Origin of the sequence: Solwaraspora sp. WMMD1047, from assembly GCF_029626155.1 — a bacterium.
In the GTDB taxonomy this organism is placed as follows: domain Bacteria; phylum Actinomycetota; class Actinomycetes; order Mycobacteriales; family Micromonosporaceae; genus WMMD1047.
This window is the reverse complement of sequence record NZ_JARUBL010000001.1, coordinates 1,622,433-1,641,402: the sequence shown is the minus strand read 5'-3', so window position 1 is coordinate 1,641,402 and position 18,970 is coordinate 1,622,433. Positions and strand designations below refer to the sequence as shown.

20 protein-coding genes are annotated in these 18,970 nt (G+C 71.3%); 12 read left to right on the top strand and 8 right to left on the bottom strand.

Annotation, left to right across the window (positions count from 1 at the left end):
* The first annotated feature begins 54 nt into the window (after positions 1-54).
* The gene (locus O7627_RS07645; protein ID WP_278092797.1) at positions 55-1,305 is read left to right on the top strand and encodes an MFS transporter; all 1,251 of its coding nucleotides are present in this window, start codon (positions 55-57) and stop codon (positions 1,303-1,305) included.
* Here O7627_RS07645 and ctaD read toward each other — a convergent pair.
* From ctaD to eda, 4 genes are all read right to left on the bottom strand, one after another.
* Positions 1,269-3,026 (bottom strand): cytochrome c oxidase subunit I, encoded by a 1,758-nt coding sequence (gene ctaD / locus O7627_RS07640; RefSeq protein ID WP_278092796.1) that lies wholly within the window; start codon positions 3,024-3,026, stop codon positions 1,269-1,271. The two genes, O7627_RS07645 and ctaD, sit on opposite strands and share 37 nt — an antisense overlap.
* Before the next feature lie 118 nt (positions 3,027-3,144).
* Positions 3,145-4,251: an FAD-dependent monooxygenase gene (locus tag O7627_RS07635; protein ID WP_278092795.1), complete on the bottom strand. Its 1,107-nt coding sequence runs from the start codon at positions 4,249-4,251 to the stop codon at positions 3,145-3,147.
* 129 nt (positions 4,252-4,380) lie between these two features.
* Positions 4,381-5,481, bottom strand: coding sequence for a sugar kinase (locus tag O7627_RS07630; protein ID WP_278092794.1), 1,101 nt, complete (start codon positions 5,479-5,481; stop codon positions 4,381-4,383).
* Positions 5,475-6,140: a bifunctional 4-hydroxy-2-oxoglutarate aldolase/2-dehydro-3-deoxy-phosphogluconate aldolase gene (gene eda / locus O7627_RS07625; protein WP_278092793.1), complete on the bottom strand. Its 666-nt coding sequence runs from the start codon at positions 6,138-6,140 to the stop codon at positions 5,475-5,477. Before eda ends, O7627_RS07630 begins: the two co-directional genes overlap by 7 nt.
* A gap of 54 nt (positions 6,141-6,194) precedes the next feature.
* Between eda and O7627_RS07620 the strand changes: the two genes are divergently transcribed.
* Together O7627_RS07620 and O7627_RS07615 are read left to right on the top strand one after the other, a co-directional pair.
* Positions 6,195-7,031 (top strand): IclR family transcriptional regulator, encoded by an 837-nt coding sequence (locus O7627_RS07620; RefSeq protein ID WP_278092792.1) that lies wholly within the window; start codon positions 6,195-6,197, stop codon positions 7,029-7,031.
* Positions 7,032-7,218: 187 nt separating this feature from the next.
* A complete protein-coding gene (locus O7627_RS07615) occupies positions 7,219-8,367 on the top strand; it encodes a cellulose binding domain-containing protein (RefSeq protein WP_278092791.1) in 1,149 nt (382 codons plus the stop codon).
* Positions 8,368-8,445: 78 nt separating this feature from the next.
* Here O7627_RS07615 and O7627_RS07610 read toward each other — a convergent pair whose 3' ends face one another.
* Positions 8,446-9,336, bottom strand: coding sequence for a hypothetical protein (locus O7627_RS07610; RefSeq protein ID WP_278092790.1), 891 nt, complete (start codon positions 9,334-9,336; stop codon positions 8,446-8,448).
* 160 nt (positions 9,337-9,496) lie between these two features.
* Positions 9,497-10,282, bottom strand: coding sequence for an aldo/keto reductase (locus O7627_RS07605; protein ID WP_278092789.1), 786 nt, complete (start codon positions 10,280-10,282; stop codon positions 9,497-9,499).
* 290 nt (positions 10,283-10,572) lie between these two features.
* Between O7627_RS07605 and O7627_RS07600 the strand changes: the two genes are divergently transcribed.
* The 3 genes from O7627_RS07600 to O7627_RS07590 all read left to right on the top strand — a co-directional run bounded on the left by O7627_RS07600 (position 10,573) and on the right by O7627_RS07590 (position 13,244).
* Complete coding sequence (locus tag O7627_RS07600) at positions 10,573-11,889, top strand: hypothetical protein (protein WP_278092788.1); 1,317 nt, start codon at positions 10,573-10,575, stop codon at positions 11,887-11,889.
* A gap of 113 nt (positions 11,890-12,002) precedes the next feature.
* Positions 12,003-12,389: a fibronectin type III domain-containing protein gene (locus O7627_RS07595; protein ID WP_278092787.1), complete on the top strand. Its 387-nt coding sequence runs from the start codon at positions 12,003-12,005 to the stop codon at positions 12,387-12,389.
* A gap of 123 nt (positions 12,390-12,512) precedes the next feature.
* Positions 12,513-13,244, top strand: coding sequence for a TipAS antibiotic-recognition domain-containing protein (locus O7627_RS07590; RefSeq protein ID WP_278092786.1), 732 nt, complete (start codon positions 12,513-12,515; stop codon positions 13,242-13,244).
* On the opposite strand, the gene O7627_RS07585 is transcribed toward O7627_RS07590, so the two are convergent.
* Together O7627_RS07585 and O7627_RS07580 are read right to left on the bottom strand one after the other, a co-directional pair.
* Positions 13,241-15,244, bottom strand: a complete 2,004-nt coding sequence (locus tag O7627_RS07585) for a hypothetical protein (RefSeq protein WP_278092785.1) — start codon at positions 15,242-15,244, stop codon at positions 13,241-13,243. The genes O7627_RS07590 and O7627_RS07585 overlap by 4 nt on opposite strands.
* Positions 15,241-15,558, bottom strand: coding sequence for a DivIVA domain-containing protein (locus O7627_RS07580; protein ID WP_278092784.1), 318 nt, complete (start codon positions 15,556-15,558; stop codon positions 15,241-15,243). The genes O7627_RS07585 and O7627_RS07580 overlap by 4 nt, the downstream gene beginning before the upstream one ends.
* A gap of 445 nt (positions 15,559-16,003) precedes the next feature.
* Between O7627_RS07580 and O7627_RS07575 the strand changes: the two genes are divergently transcribed.
* From O7627_RS07575 to O7627_RS07550, 6 genes are all read left to right on the top strand, one after another.
* Positions 16,004-16,867, top strand: coding sequence for a helix-turn-helix transcriptional regulator (locus O7627_RS07575; RefSeq protein WP_278092783.1), 864 nt, complete (start codon positions 16,004-16,006; stop codon positions 16,865-16,867).
* Positions 16,864-17,076, top strand: coding sequence for a DUF397 domain-containing protein (locus O7627_RS07570; RefSeq protein ID WP_278092782.1), 213 nt, complete (start codon positions 16,864-16,866; stop codon positions 17,074-17,076). Before O7627_RS07575 ends, O7627_RS07570 begins: the two co-directional genes overlap by 4 nt.
* A 223-nt stretch (positions 17,077-17,299) precedes the next feature.
* Positions 17,300-17,563 (top strand): hypothetical protein, encoded by a 264-nt coding sequence (locus tag O7627_RS07565; RefSeq protein ID WP_278092781.1) that lies wholly within the window; start codon positions 17,300-17,302, stop codon positions 17,561-17,563.
* Positions 17,564-17,585: 22 nt separating this feature from the next.
* Positions 17,586-17,843: a hypothetical protein gene (locus O7627_RS07560; RefSeq protein WP_278092780.1), complete on the top strand. Its 258-nt coding sequence runs from the start codon at positions 17,586-17,588 to the stop codon at positions 17,841-17,843.
* Entirely contained in the window at positions 17,843-18,505 is a 663-nt protein-coding gene (locus O7627_RS07555) for a hypothetical protein (protein WP_278092779.1), read from the top strand. Before O7627_RS07560 ends, O7627_RS07555 begins: the two co-directional genes overlap by 1 nt.
* Complete coding sequence (locus O7627_RS07550) at positions 18,486-18,950, top strand: hypothetical protein (RefSeq protein ID WP_278092778.1); 465 nt, start codon at positions 18,486-18,488, stop codon at positions 18,948-18,950. Before O7627_RS07555 ends, O7627_RS07550 begins: the two co-directional genes overlap by 20 nt.
* Positions 18,951-18,970: the final 20 nt, after the last annotated feature.

Genomic DNA, 18,970 nt, shown 5'->3' with positions numbered 1-18,970 from the left:
ATAGCCAGAAAGTCGTACCTCGGGTCCAGTATCTAGCTGGAGGTACGGACCCGGATGAATCTCGAACCTTACCGGCACGCGCTCGCGCTGCCGGGCGTGCGCTCGCTGCTGATCGTCTCGACGCTGGCCCGGATCCCGCTGATGGCCGCCGGGGTGACCCTCACCCTCTACGTGGTGCTGGTGCTGGGGCGCGGCTACGCGGCGGCCGGGCTGGTCGGGGCCGCGCTGACGGTCGGGACGGCGATCGGCGCGCCGCTGCTGGGCCGACTGGTCGACCGGCGCGGCCTGCGCCCGGTGCTCGCCCTGACCACCGCCGCCGAGGCGGTCTTCTGGGCCAGCGCGCCGGCGCTGCCGTACCCGATGCTGGTGGGCGCGGCTTTTCTCGGCGGGCTGCTGGCGCTGCCGGTCTTCTCGGTGGTCCGGCAGGCGATCGCGGCCCTGGTGCCGGCGGACCGGCGCCGGCCCGCGTACGCGCTGGACTCGATGGCGGTGGAGCTCTCCTTCATGGTCGGGCCGGCGGTGGCGGTGCTGCTCGCCACCACGGTGTCGGCGCGCGGCACGATGCTCGCCGTCGGGATCGGCATCGTGCTGGCCGGCTGCGCGCTGTTCGTGGTCAACCCGCCGGTGCGGGCGGCGGACGAGCCGGCCGACCCGCCGGGCCGGGCGGTCCGGCGGCGGGACTGGCTGTCCGGACGGCTGGTCGGGCTGCTCTGCGTCGGCGCCGCCAGCACGCTGGTGCTCGGCGGTACGGACGTGGCCGTGGTGGCGGTGCTGCGCGAGGCCGACCAGGTCGGCTGGACCGGGCTGGTGCTGACCGTCTGGGGGGCGTACTCGCTCACCGGCGGCTTCGCCTACGGCGCCGCGTCCCGGCCGATCTCACCGCTGCTGCTCGCGGCCCTGCTCTGCCTCTGCACCATCCCGGTCGGGCTCGGCGGTGGGCAGTGGTGGCTGCTCGCCCTGGCGCTGCTGCCGGCCGGGCTGCTCTGCGCCCCGACGCTGGCCGCCACCGCCGATGCGGTGAGCCGGCTGGCTCCGGCGGGCGTGCGGGGTGAGGCGATGGGGCTGCACGGTTCGGCGATCACCATCGGCATGGCGCTGGGCGCCCCGCTGGCCGGTGCGGTGATCGACGCCACCAGCCCGGCCTGGGGGTTCGCCGCCACCGGGCTGCTCGGGGCGCTTGTCGTGCTGGCCGTGCTGCCCGGCGAGCTACGCCGACGCCGCCGCGGGACCACCCCGGCGGACCAGGGTGATCCCGCGGCGGCGGGCGGTCAGCGGTCGATGTCGCTGGCGACGTCCTCGTCGTAGCTGGCCCCGTGGTCGGACTCGCTGGTGAGCGGCTTGGCGCCGCCCTCCGGTGGGCCGGACAGCGACTGCCCACCGGCCGCCAGGTGCGGGAACTTCAGGTCGAACGCGGGCCGCTCGGAGCGGATCCGGGGCAGCCGGTCGAAGTTGCGCAGCGGCGGCGGCGAACTGGTCGCCCACTCCAGCGAGTTACCGTGCCCCCACGGGTCGTCCACCTCGACGATCGGCCCACTCTTGTACGACTTCCAGACGTTGTAGAGGAACGGCAGGGTCGAGATGCCGGTAATGAACGAACCGACGGTGGAGATCATGTTTAGCTCGGTGAAGCCGTCGCCGGCCTGGTAGTCGCCGTACCGGCGGGGGAAGCCCTCGTTGCCGAGCCAGTGCTGCACCAGGAAGGTGGTGTGGAAGCCGATAAAGGTCAACCAGAAGTGCACCTTGCCGAGCCGCTCGTCGAGCATCCGGCCGAACATCTTCGGGAACCAGAAGTAGATGCCGGCGAAGACGGCGAAGACGATGGTGCCGAAGAGCACGTAGTGGAAGTGCGCCACCACGAAGTACGAGTCCGAGACGTGGAAGTCGACCGGCGGGCTTGCCAGCAGCACGCCGGAGAGACCGCCGAACAGGAACGTCACCAGGAAGCCGATGGACCACAGCATCGGGGTCTCGAAGCTGATCTGGCCGCGCCACATGGTGCCGATCCAGTTGAAGAACTTCATGCCGGTGGGGACCGCGATCAGGAAGCTCAGGAAGGAGAAGAACGGCAGCAGCACCTGGCCGGTGGCGAACATGTGGTGCGCCCAGACGCTCATCGAGAGGGCGGCGATGGCGATGGTGGCGCCGACCAGGCCCTTGTAGCCGAAGATCGGCTTGCGGGAGAAGACCGGGATGACCTCGGTGATGATGCCGAAGAACGGCAGCGCGACGATGTAGACCTCGGGGTGACCGAAGAACCAGAAGAGGTGCTGCCACAGCAGCGGGCCGCCGGTCTCCGGGGCGTAGACGTGGGCGCCGAGGATGCGGTCGGCGGCGAGCGCGAACAGCGCCGCCGCGAGCAGCGGGAAGACCATGATCACGAGCAGACTGGTGACCAGGATGTTCCAGGTGAAGATCGGCATCCGGAACATCGTCATGCCGGGCGCCCGCAGGGTCAGGATCGTGGTGATCATGTTGACGCCACCGAGGATGGTGCCCAGACCGGAGATGGCCAGACCGACGATCCACATGTTGGCGCCGACGCCCGGCGAGTGCTCCACGCTGCTCAGCGGGGTGTAGGCGAACCAGCCGAAGTCGGCGGCGCCACCCGGGGTCAGGAAGCCCCCCATCGCCAGCGTCCCGCCGAACAGGTACAGCCAGTAGGCGAAGCTGTTCAGCCGGGGGAACGACACGTCCGGGGCGCCGATCTGGATCGGCACCACGTAGTTGGCGAAGGCGAACACGATCGGCGTCGCGAAGAACAGCAGCATGATCGTGCCGTGCATGGTGAAGAGCTGGTTGTACTGCTCCAGCGAGAGGAACTGCAGCCCCGGCCGGGCCAGCTCGGCGCGCATCAGCAGCGCCATCAGGCCACCGATCATGAAGAACGCGAAGGCGGTGACCATGTACATGATCCCGATCTGCTTCGCGTCCGTCGTCCGCAGCAGCCGCGCCAGGGCCGATCCCTTGACCGGCTGCCGGACCGGCCAGGGCCGGGTCACGATCGGCTTAGGTGCGACGGTGGTCACGAGTGGCCTCCGGTTCTCGTTAGCTCCACTGCGCCCACGCAGGTGATCGGGGCGTACCTCGCAGGCAGGATAGTCCCCGACAACGGTGGCTCCGGCGCCGGGTGGCCGGCGGGTGAGGTCAGGCCGGATCGACGAGCAGCCGGTAATGCTCCCGGAAGATCCGCCCGCCGCGTCCACGCAACAGCGGGTCGCGCAGCGCCGGCGGCACGTCGCGGGTCCGGTCCCGGTCCCGGGTCCGGTCCAGCACCCATCGGGTACGCGGCCGGCGCCGGCTCTCGTACGCGGCCAGCGCGGCCGGCACGTCGGCGCGCTGGCGCAGCGAGTCGGCCAGCACCACGGCGTCCTCGACCGCCATCGCCGCCCCCTGGGACAGCGTGGGCGCGGTGGCGTGGGCGGCGTCCCCGACCAGCACCACCCGGCCCCGGGACCAGCGCCCCAGTTCCACCTCGTCGGTGACGGCGACCTGCACCGTGCGGACCGCGGCCAACACCTCCGGGACCGGGCCGCCGTAGGAGCCGAAGAGTTCCCGGAGCCGGGCCAGCGGATCGGCCGGCGGTGCGGTGGCCGCCTCGTCGGCGTAGCAGTAGAGCCGGCCGGCGCCCATCGGCATCACGATGAAGCCGGCCCGCTGCCCCAGCAGTGACGTCCAGTCGGCGACCTCCGGGCCGTCGGTGACGACGCTGCGGTAGACCACCTGACCGGCCGGCCGGGCCGCCCCGCCGAGCGCGGCCAGGGCACGCACCGTCGAACGTCGGCCGTCCGCGCCGATGACCAGGTCGTACTCGGCCTGGCGGCCGTCGCCGAAGGTGACCGCGACCGCCTCGGCGGTCAGGTCCAGGGCGGTGACCTCGGTGTCGTGCCGGACCTCGCCACCGGCGCCGGTCAGCAGCACCCGGTGCAGTTCGGCCCGGGGCAGCGCCCGGCATTCGCCGACGCCGGCCCAGAGCTGGGTGAGGTCGACCTCGCAGAGCTGATGCCCCTCGGCGTCGAGGAACCGTTGCCGGCCGATGACCTGGCCCAGGGGTCGGATCGGCGATTCCAGGCCCAGCTCGCGGAACGCCCGGGCGGCGTTGCCGGGCAGGTAGATGCCGGCGCCGGCGACGACGCTGGCGGGGAGCTTCTCGGCGATCTCGGGCCGGAACCCGGCCAGCCGCAGCGCCCGGGCCACGGTGAGCCCGGCGATGCCCGCGCCGACGATGAGAACACGGAGGGGTGATCCGGGCATGGGGGGACGCCTCCGGAGGGGATCGGCACGCCTTGAAGGCAGAAGACTACTCCCCGCGATGGCATTCGCGGTAGATCCGACCTGATTTGCATACCTCACATCCCGCCGATCCGGGCGTGGAGCTGTCGGTCAGCGCTGGACCCGGGCGCCGGACCCGCGCACCAGCGCCTCCACCTCCCTGAGGTTGGCCATCGAGGTGTCCCCCGGGGTGGTCATCGCCAGCGCCCCGTGCGCGGCGCCGTACTCGACGGCGGCGGCCAGGTCGCCGCCGCGTTCCAGCAGACCGTAGATCAGCCCGGAGGCGAAGCTGTCGCCGCCGCCGACCCGGTCCAGGATCTCCAGGCCGGGCCGGTGGGTGGCCTCGACGAAGCCGCTGGCCGCGGACCAGGCCACCGCGCCCCAGTCGTTGACGGTGGCGCTGCGGACCGTCCGCAGGGTGGTCGCCACGACCTGGAAGTTGGCGTACTCCTTGGTGACCGCCTCGATCATCCGGCGGAAGTTCGCGACGTCCAGCTCGGCGAGGGACTCGTCGGTGTCCGGCACCTCGAACCCGAGCGAGGCGGTGAAGTCCTCCTCGTTGCCGATCATCACGTCGACGTAGCGGGCCAGCCGGCGGTTCACCTCCTGCGCCCGGGCCTGCCCACCGACCGCCTTCCAGAGGCTGGGCCGGTAGTTCAGGTCGTACGAGATCAGGGTGCCGTGCCGGCGGGCGGCGGCCATCGCGGCCTCGATGGTCTCCGGCGTGGTCTCCGACAGCGCGGCGTAGATCCCGCCGGTGTGCAGCCAGCGGGCACCGAGGGTGCCGAAGACGTGGTCCCAGTCGACGTCGTCGGCGCGCAGTTGGCTGGCGGCGGTGTGTCCCCGGTCCGAGGTGCCGACCGCTCCGCGTACGCCGAACCCGCGCTCGGTGAAGTTGAGCCCGTTGCGGACGCCGCGCCCGATCCCGTCGTACGGCAGCCACCGGATCAGCGAGGTGTCCACGCCGCCCTGCAGGATCAGGTCCTCCAGTAGCCGGCCGACCTCGTTGTCGGCGAACGCGGTGACCACGGCGGTCCGCAGCCCGAAGCAGCGGCGCAGGCCCCGGGCGACGTTGTACTCGCCGCCGCCCTCCCAGGCCCGGAACGACCGGGCGGTGCGGACCCGACCCTCGCCCGGATCGAGGCGGAGCATGATCTCGCCGAGCGAGACCAGGTCGTAGCGGCACTCGTCGGCGCTGCGGACGGTCAGCATGAGCACGCCTCCTGGCTGGCGGTGACGGCGGCGGCGGTGAGTCGGGTGACCTCGGCCCAGTCACCGGCGGCGAGCAGCGCCGGGGCGACCATCCAGGTGCCGCCGACCGCGAGCACCGAGGGGTGGGCGAGGTAGTCGGCGAGGTTGCCGGTGTTGACGCCGCCGGTCGGAATGAAGCGCACGGAGCGGAACGGCGCCGACAGCGCCTTGATCATGGCTGTCCCGCCGAGCTGTTCGGCCGGGAAGAACTTGACCGTCTCCAAGCCGGCGTCGAGCGCCATCTGGATCTCGGTGGCGGTGGCGACCCCCGGAAAGATCGGGACGCCGAGCTGCTGGCAGTGCGCGACAACGGTCGGGCTGAATCCCGGGCTGACGATGAACCGGGCGCCCGCCTCGACGGCCTTGTCGACCTGGGTCCGGGTGACGACCGTGCCGGCGCCGACGAAGAGCTCCGGGTGCTCGGACATGGCGCGGATGGCGTCGGCGGCGGCGTCGGTGCGGAAGGTCACCTCGGCGCTGCGCAGGCCGCCGGCGACGAGGGCGGCGGCGAGCGGAGCGGCGGCGGCCGCGTCCTGCAGCACCACCACGGGCAGGATCCGGCCGGCGCCGACGGTCGCCGTCACGGCGGCGAGTTGTTCAGAATGATGAACGCTGGTCACGTACGTGACCCTACTGCGGTCACCGGGGGTGTCAAGCGGGCTAAGGTTGCCGCCATGTCCACCGACGAGGCAGCGCCGCCCGGGCTGCCGGACGTCCGGCACCCGGAGCCGCTGCCGGCGGCCCCACAACCGCTGGCCACGGTGAAGTCGGCCGGTCGCACCCTGGACGTCCTGGAGGTGCTGGCCGACGCGCCGCAGCGCTGCTCACTTGTCGAGCTGGCCCGGACCCTGGACATTCCGAAGAGCAGCCTGCACGGCATTCTGCGTACCCTGATCCGGCGTGGCTGGGTGGAGGCCGACGCCACCGGCACCCGGTTCGGCCTGGGCATCCGGGCGCTGCAGGTCGGCGCCGCCTATCTGGAGTCCGACGACGCGGCCGGCCTGCTGGCCGGCGTCCTGGACCGCCTCTCCGCGCAGTTCGGCGAGACGGTGCACCTCGGTCGACTGGACGGTCCGCACCTGGTCTACCTGGCCAAGCGGGAGTCGGTGCACCCGTTGCGGCTCTACAGCGCGATCGGCCGGCAGTTGCCGGCGCACGCCACCGCGCTGGGCAAGGTGCTGCTCGCCGAGCGCACCGACGAGGCGGTCGACCGCCTGCTGACCTGGCCGTTGCCGGCCCTGACGGCCCGGACGGTCACCGACCCGGACCACCTGCACAGTGAGCTGGCCACGATCCGGCAGCGCGGCTACGCGGTGGACCGCGAGGAGAACACCGAGGGCATCGTCTGCTTCGCGGTGGCGGTGCCGCTGCAGTCGCCGGCCGCCGACGCCATCAGCCTCTCGGTGCCCGCCGCCCGGCTCGGCGCCGACAGCGAGGAGCGGATCGTCGCCGCGCTGCGCTCCGCCGTCGGCCAGGTCCGGGCCGCCCGGCGGCTGCTCTCGGCGACCTGAGCCCGGCCGCCCCGCACCGGCCCCGCCGGCCGGGACTCGAACCGTCCAGCGCTTGCGCTCGTTATTACAGGCATGTAAATCTATTCCCAACGATCGATGGGAGCGCTCCCGCAACATTTTCGGGATCGCCCCTCGACCGCCCGCCCACACCCCCGACTCCACGGACCCCCACCAGCCAAGGAGCACCATGAGACGCCCCATCCGCGCCATCGCGGCGGCGGCCCTGCTCATTCCGGGCACCATCGCCGCGATCGCCCTCGCCGGCCCCGCCGCCGCCGACACCCAGATCTGCGAGCAGTACGGCAGCACCACCATCCAGGGCCGCTACGTGGTCCAGAACAACCGCTGGGGCACCACCGCCCAGCAGTGCATAAACGTCACCAACAACGGCTTCTCGATCACCAGCCAGCAGGGCTCCGCCCCCACCAACGGCGCCCCGGTGTCGTACCCGTCGGTCTTCCTCGGGTGCCACTACACCAACTGCTCCCCCGGCACCAACCTGCCGATGCAGGTGAGCCAGATCAGCAGCGCCACCAGCAGCATCAGCTACAACTACGTCAGCGGGGCCATCTACAACGCCTCGTACGACATCTGGCTGGACCCGTCGCCCAAGCGGGACGGCGTCAACCAGATGGAGATCATGATCTGGTTCAACCGGCAGGGCTCGATCCAGCCGATCGGTTCGCCGGTCGGAAACGCCACCGTCGGCGGCCGGAACTGGGAGGTCTGGCGCGGCAACAACGGCGGCAACAACGTCATCTCGTACGTCTCGTCGTCGCCGATCAGCAGCTGGAACTTCAGCGTGCTGGACTTCATCAACGACACCCGCAACCGGGGCGCGATCACCAACGCCTGGTACCTGACCAGCATTCAGGCCGGCTTCGAGCCGTGGCAGGGCGGCACCGGGCTCGGCGTCAACTCGTTCTCGGCCGCGGTCAACGGCGGCGGCCAGCCCACCAACCCGCCGCCGAACCCCACCACCCCGCCGCCGAACCCGACGACGCCGCCGCCCGGCAACGCTAGCTGCGCGGTCACCTACACGGCGAACTCGTGGAACTCCGGCTTCACCGCCGACGTGCGGATCCGCAACGGCGGGTCGAGCACCATCAACGGCTGGACGCTCACCTACAACCTGCCCTCGGGGCAGCAGGTCACCAACGCCTGGAACGCCACCGTCAGCCAGAGCGGCTCGGCCGTGACGGCCCGCAACATCTCCTGGAACGGCAGCATCGCCCCGGGCGCCACCGCGTCCTTCGGCTACCAGGGCACGCTGTCGGGCAGCTACTCGTCGCCGACCGCGTTCTCCCTCAACGGGACGGCCTGCTCGCGCGGCTGACCGCGCACCGTCGGAGCGGCCGCCGGTCCTGGACGCACGCCCGTCCTCCACCGGCGGCCGCGCCGTCGTCCGTCCAGCTCAGACCGCCGCGTGGGCATCCGCGAAGACCAGCCGGGAAAGATCCTGACCGGGTACGTCAGTAGGCTCGCCGGCCGGCAGCAGCGGCGCGAGCGCCTGGTGAACCGCGCGTACCCGACCGTCCTGGTAGGCACCCGGGTCGTCGGTGGCCCGCAGCAGCGCGCCACCGTGCCGCAGCGCCACCACCTCGCTGAACGCCCCCGACTCGCGCAGCGCCGCGAGCCCGCCCAGCCGTCCGACCAGCTCCTTCGGACACACCGTCACCCACTCGTACCCGCGCAGCACCTGACGGCTGGCCCGGGCCGACTCGACGACCCCGCGGTCGAGGGCGCCGTCGAGGATGGTGGCCGGCGCCAGCACCCCGGCGTTGACAACGATCTCGCCGTAGGTCGGATCGGCCAGGTCACCGGTCAACCGGGTCAACTCGATAAGCGCCGGCACCACCCGGGGCAGCCCGCCCGGCCGGTCCTGGAACCCGACCGAGACCTGCAGCTTCACGTGCCGGCGGTCGGCGAACCGGTAGACGTACAGGTCCAGTTCGGACGCGGTCGCGGCCGGCGCGACGTCGAACCAGTGCGCGGAGAGCTGGTACAGGTCCTCGGTCAACCCGTCGGACCACTGCTGCGGCCGCTTCCGCCGAGGGCGACCGTCGGCCGTCTGCTCATGTGCGCTGAGTGACATCGTCGGCTCCGGCGCCCCCGGGGTCATCACGGCTGGTAACAACAGCCGGCACGCTTGGTCATGCCAGTAGCGCAGGATCGGGCCGAGCGTCGCGAGGTCGTCTCCGCAGTCCAGATAAAGCACACAGGTCGCGAAGTCCGGCCCCGGCCCGACGCTCTCCGACCACATCGGTACCGCAGCGGCCGCTTGCGCACCGTAATCGTTCACCATTTCTTCCCTCCCCAGGCTTCTACGCACAGTCACCGTAGCGGGGTTCACCTCAGGAAGCGATAGCTGTCAGCACTCCGACCAGAGGAAACCGCGTACCAATCACGCGCAGCAGCACCGAAGAGAGCCCGCCGCATCGGTTCGTCGACGCAGCGTTACATGATCAGCGGCCGAGGGCGTCGATCTCGGTCATCTCCTCCGGCGACAGAGCGAAGTCGAAGATGTCGAAGTTGGTGCTGATCCGCTCGGGGGTGACCGACTTCGGGATCACCACGATCTCGTGCTGGAGGTGCCAGCGGAGCACCACCTGGGCGGCGCTCACCCCGTGCGCGTCGGCGACCCGGACCAGCACCGGGTGCCGCAGCTTGGTGTTCTTGAACGGGCTGTAGCCCTCCACCGCCACCCCGCGCCGCCGGTTCTCGGCCAGCCGCTCCGCGTCGTGCAGCGACGGGCTCCACGGCACCTGGTTGACCGCCGGCGCCTCCCCGGTCGCCTCGATGAGCGCGTCGAGCTGCGGCACGCTGTAGTTGCTCACCCCGACCGCGCGGGCCAGCCCGAGTTCCCGGATGGCGAGGAACTCCCGCCAGGTGGCGACGCCGGCCTCCTCGCGCGGCGGCCAGTGGATCAGCCAGAGGTCGACGTACTCGACGCCGAGCGCGGCCAGGCTGGCGTCGATCGTCGCCCGTTCCCGGCCGGCCCGCTCCGGCGGCAGCTTGGTGGTGATGAAGATGTCCTCGCGGGCGATCCCGCTGTCCCGGACCGCCCGGCCGACCTCCTCCTCGTTGCCGTACATGGTCGCGGTGTCCAGGTGCCGGTAACCGGCGTCCAGGGCCTGGCGGACGGCGTCGTAGCCCTGGCCGCCGGTGGCCTGCCAGGTGCCGAAGCCGAGCAGCGGCATCGCCACCTCGCCGGGGAGCAGGACACTGGGCTGCGCGACAGATGCGGTCATGTCGTCATTCGTACCCCAGACCGCCGGGAACATGCTCCTGACGGCGACCCGACAGTTGCCGTCCGGTGGGGTGGACCGGGCCAGACGAACGGGTGGTGGTCGGCAACGCCGGCGCCGGCATAAAGTACCCGGATACCGTCGACGCGGACGACCTGCCCCGTACTCGCCTGAGCCGCGGCCCGCCCATCGCCGGACGGCTCTGCGCCGTGGCCTGATCCGCGCCCCCCGCACCGCCGCCGGGCTGGCGCGCGCCCTGTTCAGCTCGTCACACCTGGCCGAAGGATCGCCGGATGAATCGCCTCAACACCCTCCCCACCTACCCGCGCCACCCCGGCGCGACCGACGAGGAACTCCGGCGCACCGCCGCCGACATCCTCGCCGCCAACTGGGCCAACGACCACACGGTCCCGTCCCGCACGCTCTACCCGCACCAGTGGAGCTGGGACGCCGCCTTCATCAGCATCGGCCTGGCGCACGTCGCGCCGGACCGGGCCTGGCACGACCTGCGCAGCCTCTTCACGGCGCAGTGGCCGGACGGCCGGGTGCCGCACATCGTGTTCGACCCGGGCGTGGCCGAATGCGACTACTTCCCGGGTCCGGCGTACTGGGGCCGGCCGACCACCGGGATCGTCCAGCCCCCGGCGCACGCGATCGCCGCCTGGGAGATCTACCGGCGCCGCCCGGACGAGGCGGCGCTGCGGGAGCTGCGCTGGCTGTATCCGCGGCTGGTGGCGCAGCAGGACTACCTGACCGATTACCGGGACGTCGGCGGGGCCGGGCTGAGCAGCATCGTGCACCCGTGGGAGTCGGGACTGGACAACAGCCCGTCCTGGGACGCGACCCTGGCCGCCGTGCCGGTTCCGGTGGATCCGCTGGCCGGCTACCGGCGCCGGGACAACCAGGTGGGCGCCGTCGACCACCGCCCGACCGATCTCGACTACGCCCGTTACATCACCATCGCGTCGGCGTACCGGGATGGGGGTTATCGGGACGCGGAGCTGGCCGCGCGGCACCCGTTCCTGGTCGAGTGCCCGGCGTTCAACGCGCTGCGTGGCGCGGCCGAGCTGGCGCTGGCGGAGATCGCCGCGGTGGTCGGGGCGGACCCGGCCGGGCACCGCGACCGGGCGGCGGCGATCACCCGGGCGCTGACGGACCGGCTCTACAACCCGGACACCGGGATGTTCCACGCCCGGGACGTGCGGACCGGGCGGTCCAGCCCGGCCCGGTGCGTGAACGGTCTCGTCCCGCTGATCCTGCCCGACCTGCCGGCGGCGCAGGTGGCCGGCGTGGTGGCGGCGGCCGAGTCGGCGCGGTTCGGGCTGGCCGAAGGGCTGGCGGTGCCGAGCTACGACCGGACGGCGGCCGACTTCGACCCGCTGCGGTACTGGCGCGGCCCGGTCTGGATCAACGTGAACTGGCTGCTCTGGCGCGGCCTGCGCACGCACGGCCGGGTGGAGCGGGCGGCGACCCTGCGGACGGCGATGCTGGACCTGATCCGCTCGGCGGGCTGCTACGAGTACTTCGATCCGGGCACCGGGGAGGGGATCGGCGCCGCGGCGTTCAGTTGGACCGCCGCGCTCGCCCTCGACCTGCTCGCCGAAGGGTAAGCCTCGGTGCCCGGCGCCGCCGGTGTGGCCCGTCGGCGCCGGGCACCGAGCTATATCGACCTTGGTAGATTTATTGGGTACCGGCGTGTCGCTCATCCTCAGGAGGATCTGTCATGTCCGCATCCCGACTGCGCGCCGTCGCGCTCCCGCTGGTCGCCGCCCTGCTGCTGGTGCTCGGCCCGCTCACCGCACCGGCCGCCGCCCAGAATCCGCTGATCCCGCTGCCGGCCCCCGACCAGCCGGTGGTCTCGGAGCTGACCCCCACCAGCGCCCTGCTGACCTGGCCCCGCTCCGGCGGCCCGGTCTTCCGGTACTCGATGAAGCGCCTGGTCGACGGCGAGTGGCAGGGGTACGCCTCAATGCCGTCCACCTCGTACCGGGTCGCCCTCACCCCCGGCGCCGAGCACACCTTCGCGGTGTACAGCGTGGCGCTGCCCTTCTCCGGCTACACCACCAGCCCGCTCTCCGAACCGGTCACCGTCGTCGCGCCGACGCAGTAACTCCCCCGGCGATTCGGGCTTGCAGTTGACGCAGCGGCAACACCTACCGTCATCAGCACGACCGGAAAGCCCGGTCGCGATCACGGAAGGTGACGGGTGGCCATGGCCTGGTCGATCGCCTAGGTGGCTCGGGAAGCCGGCGTGACGTCGCGAACCCTGCGGCACTACCACGCGATCGGGCTGCTCACCCCGGCCTGGACGGCCGAGGGCGGCCGCCGCTACTACGAGCAGGAGCAGCTGCTCCGGCTGCAGCGGATCCTGCTGCTGCGGGAGCTCGGGCTCGGACTCGACGCGGTCGCCGAGGTGCTGTCCCGGCAGGGCCACGACAGCGCCGTCGAGGTGCTGCAGCGGCACCGGGACTGGTTGGTCCGGGAACGGGACCGGCTGGACCGGCTGGTCCACACCGTCGACACCACGATCTGCAACATCCAGGAGGGAAGGGAGATGACTCCCCGGAAGGTGTTCGCGGGGTTCGAGACGAACCCCTACGAGGCGGAGGCCCGGCAGCGCTGGGGCGACGCCGCCGTCGACGCCGCCGACCAGCGCATGCAGGGCTGGTCCGACGACGACGCCGAGCAGGCCCGCACCGGCTATGTCCGGGTGCACGAGGGCCTGGCCCCGCTGAAGGCGGCCGGGGTGCCGGTCACCGACCAGCGGGTCCAGGACCTGATCCAGCTCCACTACGAGGTGACCTGCCTGTTCTGGACGCCCAACCGAGAGGCGTACCAGGGCCTGGCCCAGATGTACGTGGAGGACGAGCGGTTCCGCGCCAACATCGGCGGCGGTGACGACGCGCTCGTCGAGTACCTGCGTGACGCCATGCTGGTCTACGCCGACCAGCGGCTCGACGGCTAGCGCAGCCCCAGCGCGGTGAGGGCGGTGACGAGGTCTGGCGCGGTGGCCAGGTGCCGGATCTCGTCCCGCTCCCGCAGGTGCAGGTGGCAGCCGCCACGCTCGTACCGGACCGCGACCGCCTGACCGGCGTGGTGCCGGCCGAGCCGCCGGATCAGCCGTACCGGGTCGATCGGGTCCAGCGCTGTCGCCAGGGCCTGCGGCACCGCGATCGGCACGGCCGGGTCGGCCGGCACCGCGGCCGACACGGTGATCTCCAGCGACCCGAGGAAGCTGGCGACGGCCGCCTCGATCGTGTGGTGGCAGGGCGGGTCGGCCGGGTCCGAGCCGACCCGCACGTCCCAACTCTCGCCCTGGATCAGCCTCGGGTCACCGACGTTGCCGATGTGGTCCCGGATCGTGACGGTGACCGCCAGGCCCAGCCCGATGCCGAGCCGGATCACCGCCGCCAGCGGCGGCACGTCCGGCCGGACCGCCGACACCAGCACCCGGGCCGCCGGCCGGCCCCGGGTCACCTCGGCGAGGTTGGTGAGCACCGGATCGGCCCCCGCATGGTCGACGGTCACGATCCCGTCGCGTAGTTCGTCGCCGATCGGCCCGCCGCGATCCAGTTCGGACAGCTCCTCGGGGCGTACCCCGAAGGAGGTCGCCCACCCGGCCAGCCGCCAGCCGGCGGGAAGCTGGTGGACCGGTTTGCCGCCGGGCTGGGTCGCCACCAGCGGCGCGTCGGCGGCGCCGCCCGTCCAGTTGAGGTGGGTGACCCGGGTCGCCAGGTCGCTGATGGTGACGGCGGCGCCCCGGTAGATCCGGCGGCTGTCGCCGCACCGGAAACAGGGCAGCGCGGACGGATACCGGCCGGCACCGAAGCAGACCTCGCAGGCCGGGTCCGCCGGCCGGTCCCCGACCGTGCAGCCACACGGCCGCAGCCGGCTGGCCTTGTCGCAGGCCGGGCATTCGGCGTACGGGATGGGCGGTCCCAGCCACGCCGGAGCCGGCGGCTGCCAGCCGCGCCGCAGGTTGGTCGTCAGCCGGCTCACCACCCGACCGGTCGGCTCCTCGACGAGGGTTTCGGTGCTGCCGGCCACCCGCAGGCTGGTGTGCCACCACCGGCCGTCCCGCCAGATCGCCTGCGCGCCGGCCGTGGGTTCTCCGGTCCGGGGGTCGGTCAGGTCGGCGAGGAGGCGCCGTTCGAGCACCTCGACGGCGACCGGTTCGGCAGGCCGCTGCGGGGCGCCGGCGAGCAGGTAGTGGGCCGGGGCGGTGCGGCCCCGGTCGGCCAGGCCGAAGAGGGCGTCCTCGACGGTGGTGGCCAGCAGCGCGGCGGGCAGGTCGTCGGCCCAGCCGCGCGGCCGGTCCGGCACCGGGCTGCCGTGGACCTCGTACCGGATGTCCCAGCGGTGGTCGTCGCGCGGCAGGCGCCGGACCTCCAGCACCAGGTCCAGCCGGAGCAGGTCCGCGACCCGCCGCAGCCGGTCCAGCTCCCGGGTCGGGTCCGGCGCCGGGCGGGCGGTGTTGCGGCCCAGGTAGACCAGCCAGGCACTGTGGCTGTGCCGGGCGATCGCGTCGGCTTCCAGGGCGTGCCGGTGCTGCTCGGGCAGGTCGGATCGCCACTTTGGCGGCAGGAACAGGATCGGGCCGTCCGGCGACCGCCCGCCGTGCTCGTGCCAGCCGGCCGCCCCGACCCGGGCGGCGAGGTCACGCAGCAGCGGCGCCACCGGCAGGTGCCAGCCGGCGCCGTAGGGCCACCGGCACGGCCGCACCGACCCGGGCACCACGTTCGCGGACGCCACCGCCCCGGTGTCCAGGTTCGCCACGGTGACCACGAGCTGGCTCCGCCGCCGACCGGTCTGCCCGCACCCGTGGCAGGCCCGCGCCACGCTGCCGATCCCCTGACAGAGCCGGCACTGCGGGTACGGCTCGCCGTCGCCCGCGCAACTGCACCTCCCCAGGGTGAACGTCATCCCGTCACAGGTCGGACAGACCACCACCAGGTCGCCGGTCACCGCCGGGACCGCCGTCGCGTCTGGTCACTCACGTCGGGCTCAACCCCATTTCCGGGTACGCCGACGCGGGTCGACCGCCAGTGCCTCAGCGCCGCCTTGATCCGCCGGTTCTGCTCCCGGGTGCGCTCCAGCTCGGCGTGCAGCAGTTCCAGGTCCCCGGCCAGCCGGCCCAGGAAGCTCGCCACCTCTGCCGGGTCGATCCCCCGCCGCCAGTAGGGCACCGGGCGGAACCGCCGGGTCCGGACCTGCCACGGCGCCAATGGCTGGTACGGCACCGTGCCGCCCAGGAACCCGCCACCCGGCCCGGACGGCATTCCACTTCGCAATAGACGATGGATCACGACTGGCACACCGACACCGGCCTTTCCGGATTGAGGTTACGAACAGTTCGATCGGCGAATTTGGCGCGAGTTATACCGGCCGCCGGAGCCATTGATCGGCGGCTTGGATTCTTCGATTTTGGGGGTCGCCTTGGGCCGGCCTCCCGTGGTAAAACTCTTGGCAAGTCGGTTAAGGGAGTTCCTGACTCCTTCTGAGACCCGGCGGGGGTAGCGCCACTCCCGTCACCGCAAGGCGGCTATTGGCACAGCCGCGGTGCCGGTAACGAACGAGCGCGGAACTCCCGTAAGCAGTGGACCGTCACCACCTTCACCTCCTCCGACGCCCGCACAGCGGCGCCTGAACCTCACGCTGCCAACGAGGCCGGATGGGAGCAACCGTTCCCCATGGCCATTTCTGGCCATCCCCGAAAGGTGGATCATGACGACCCGCATGTTCAACCGAACCCTCCGAGCACAGTGGCTCGGCCTGCACCTACGACACCTGCGTGAGAAGCGCAAACTCTCCCTGGAACTCGCCGCAGAGATGCTTGGCCGGGACCGGTCGGCCCTGGGCCGCTTCGAACGGGCCGAGTGGCCGATTCAACGGCCGGATGTGGAGCACCTGCTCAACATTTACGGCTTCTACAACGCCGAGGCGCGGGCAAGGATGCTCGCTGTGGCAGACGAGATCTGGCGCATCGATCGCTGGGATCAGAACGACGGCGAAGTCTCTCACGCCGGGTTCATCGACGTGCCGTGGCTTGAGTCGCGTGCCGAGCGGATCAGTTCCTACCACTCCCTGGTGGTACCAGGTCTGTTCCAGCTCCCCGAGTACGCAGAGTTGGTGATCCGCTGCGTTGAAGGACCTACCGCCGCCGAGTCGGTCATCGGAAAGGGCCTGGCGCTCCGCTTGGAGCGTCAGCGGATGCTGGAGCGGGAGGACCATCCCTACATCGAGACCATTGTCGACGAGTCTGCGCTGCGCCGGAGCATCGGCGGCTCAGCTTTGCACCGGACACAACTCGCGCACCTCGCCGAGATCGCCCGGCGCCCGCGCATCGACGTCCGGGTGCTGCCGGCCTCAGTCGGCCTCCATCCCGGCGTTGACGGATCATTTTGGGTTTTCCGGATGCCGGCGCCGTACCCTCCGGTGGCCTATCAGGAGAACCGAGCAGGCCGGCTCTTCCTGGAATCGCCCAAGTCCGAGGGCTTCCGTGATGCGTACGATCGGGTGGCAAAGGCCGCGCTCGATCCGAGGGCTTCGGCTGAGCTGATAGCGACCATCGGGGAGGAACTTCCATGATCGAGAACCTGCCGGCGGTGGCCTGGCACATCAGTACCCGCAGCGCCGACACTGGCGCAAACTGCGTCGAGGCCGGGCCGCTGGCCGACGGCTCGGGTCGGGTGGCGGTGCGGCACAGCAAGTCCCCCGACGCCGCCACCATCGTCTACACCCGTGGCGAGTGGGAAGCCTTCGTCGCGGGCGTCAAGGACGGCGAGTTCGACTTCTGAACCCGGGTGGGCGTCCCGGCGAAATCCGGGACGCCCGTCCGCCGCCGGACGCCCCACCGACAATCATCAACGGGTGTAACCAGTCGCTCGTAGAGGGTCAGCGCGCAAGTTCTCCGCTGTCGGGGCGGCGACTGGGGCAGCACCGGGCCGGCGGTCTCGGATAGTGTCCGTCCGGACACGCAGACGAGACGCTCGTCGACGTCGGCGGGCCGGAGGGGATCGCATGGCCAGCATCGAGGAAGTCAAGGCGGCACTCGCTCAGGCGGCCGAGCAGGGCAACCAGACAGCCGGCCAGATCCGCGCCGCGATGGAGGGCACCGAGCAGGTGCTGACCCGGCTGCGGACCGTCTCGGCCGGCACCAACCACGCGAAGATCGCCGAGGCGATCAGCCGCGCCGAGCAGACCCGGCAGCGCCTCGCCGAAGCCGCCACCCTGATGCAGGGCACCTCCGCCGCCGCCCGCGAATACGCCAGCCACCTCGGCTGACCCGCCTGAGACTGGATCGGTCGTGAACATCGCCGAGGTCAAGGCCACATTGCGGCGGGGGGACCTGCACGCCGATGACGCCAGGCAGACCTTGCTCCGCGTCCTCGTCCACGTTCAACAAGCAGAGAGTTTGGCGCTCCGAACGTGCCACGACAGCGAGGACGACCTGGTGAAGACCGGGCTGGAACGGCTCGACGAAGCTTTGTCGTGGGCCCACGAAGGCGTTGACCTGCTTCGCTCGGCGGCCGACGCAGCGGCCGCATATGCCTCGACGCTCTGATGGGTGAGGTTTCGGTCGGAGCAGTTGTCGCGCAGTTCCACGCTCTGCTCGACCTCATCGACGCGAGCGCCATGGTAGCTGTCCAAGCCCGAGAGGAGGCCGAGCGGGCGGGTACCGCGTACGCCGAGGTTTCCAGAGGCACCAACGACCCTCTTCTGGAGGAGGCGGTCACCCGGAGCCGGGCGGGAGCCGACAAAGCAGGCGAGGTCAGCCGTTCCCTCGCCGATGCCGCCACCTGCTTCGCAGCCTATGTCAATAGGATCGCCCCTGGCTCGGTGCCCGCCCGCGACTCAGCTCCGGATTCGATGCCGTCCGGCGCCGATGTCGTTACCGCCTCCAGCGGGCGGGGCAGGCTCGCCAACAGAATGATGGACCGGCTCATGTCGGTCGCCAACGCTGATGACGGGCTCCAGCATGGCAAGCAACTGGGAAACATACTCCAACAAGCCACCGGATCAGGTGGCGTCGCCGTACCAAGGTCCTCCGAGCCGGTGATCACCTCGACCAATCCGCCGGGAGGAGCTACGGCGGGCGACGCCCTCCTGGCGGCGTTCACCGTGGCGATCCTCGGGATCAAGGGCGTTGAGGTGGCCGAGAGAATACGCAGGAAAGCTCGACCGTCAAGTCAGCGAGAAGATCGGGATGACAGTCAAGATGCATGAGAACACCAGGTTCCTTCGCGCGGTCCTGCAACAGGATTGGGATACCTACGACGCCCTGGTCGGCGAGTTCGAGCAGCAGAACAAGGGCACCCCGGTCGCGATCATCGCGTCCGCCTTCAGCCTCGCCGTCGAGAAGCGGTTCGGCCGGACCAAGGACGTTGGAGAGATCATCAGGTTCGTGGCCGACGCTCGCGCCGCGCTCGCTGAAGGTCGAGCGCTGCCTGCCGCCGAGGCCGAAGCCCTGATCTTCGCGACCCTCGACATGGACGAGCCCGGCGTCGCTGACACGGTCGAGCGCCTCGACATCGGCACGATCGCCGAGATAGAAGGACAGCTTCTGTTCAAGCTGGTCGCGGATGACGGCATGTCCGAAAGCGAGCTCGACGCCTTCCTCAGGGAGGCCGAGAACCACCTCGAACGTTGGCAGTCCACGAGCGGTGGATAGCGACCACCCGGCAGGATTGG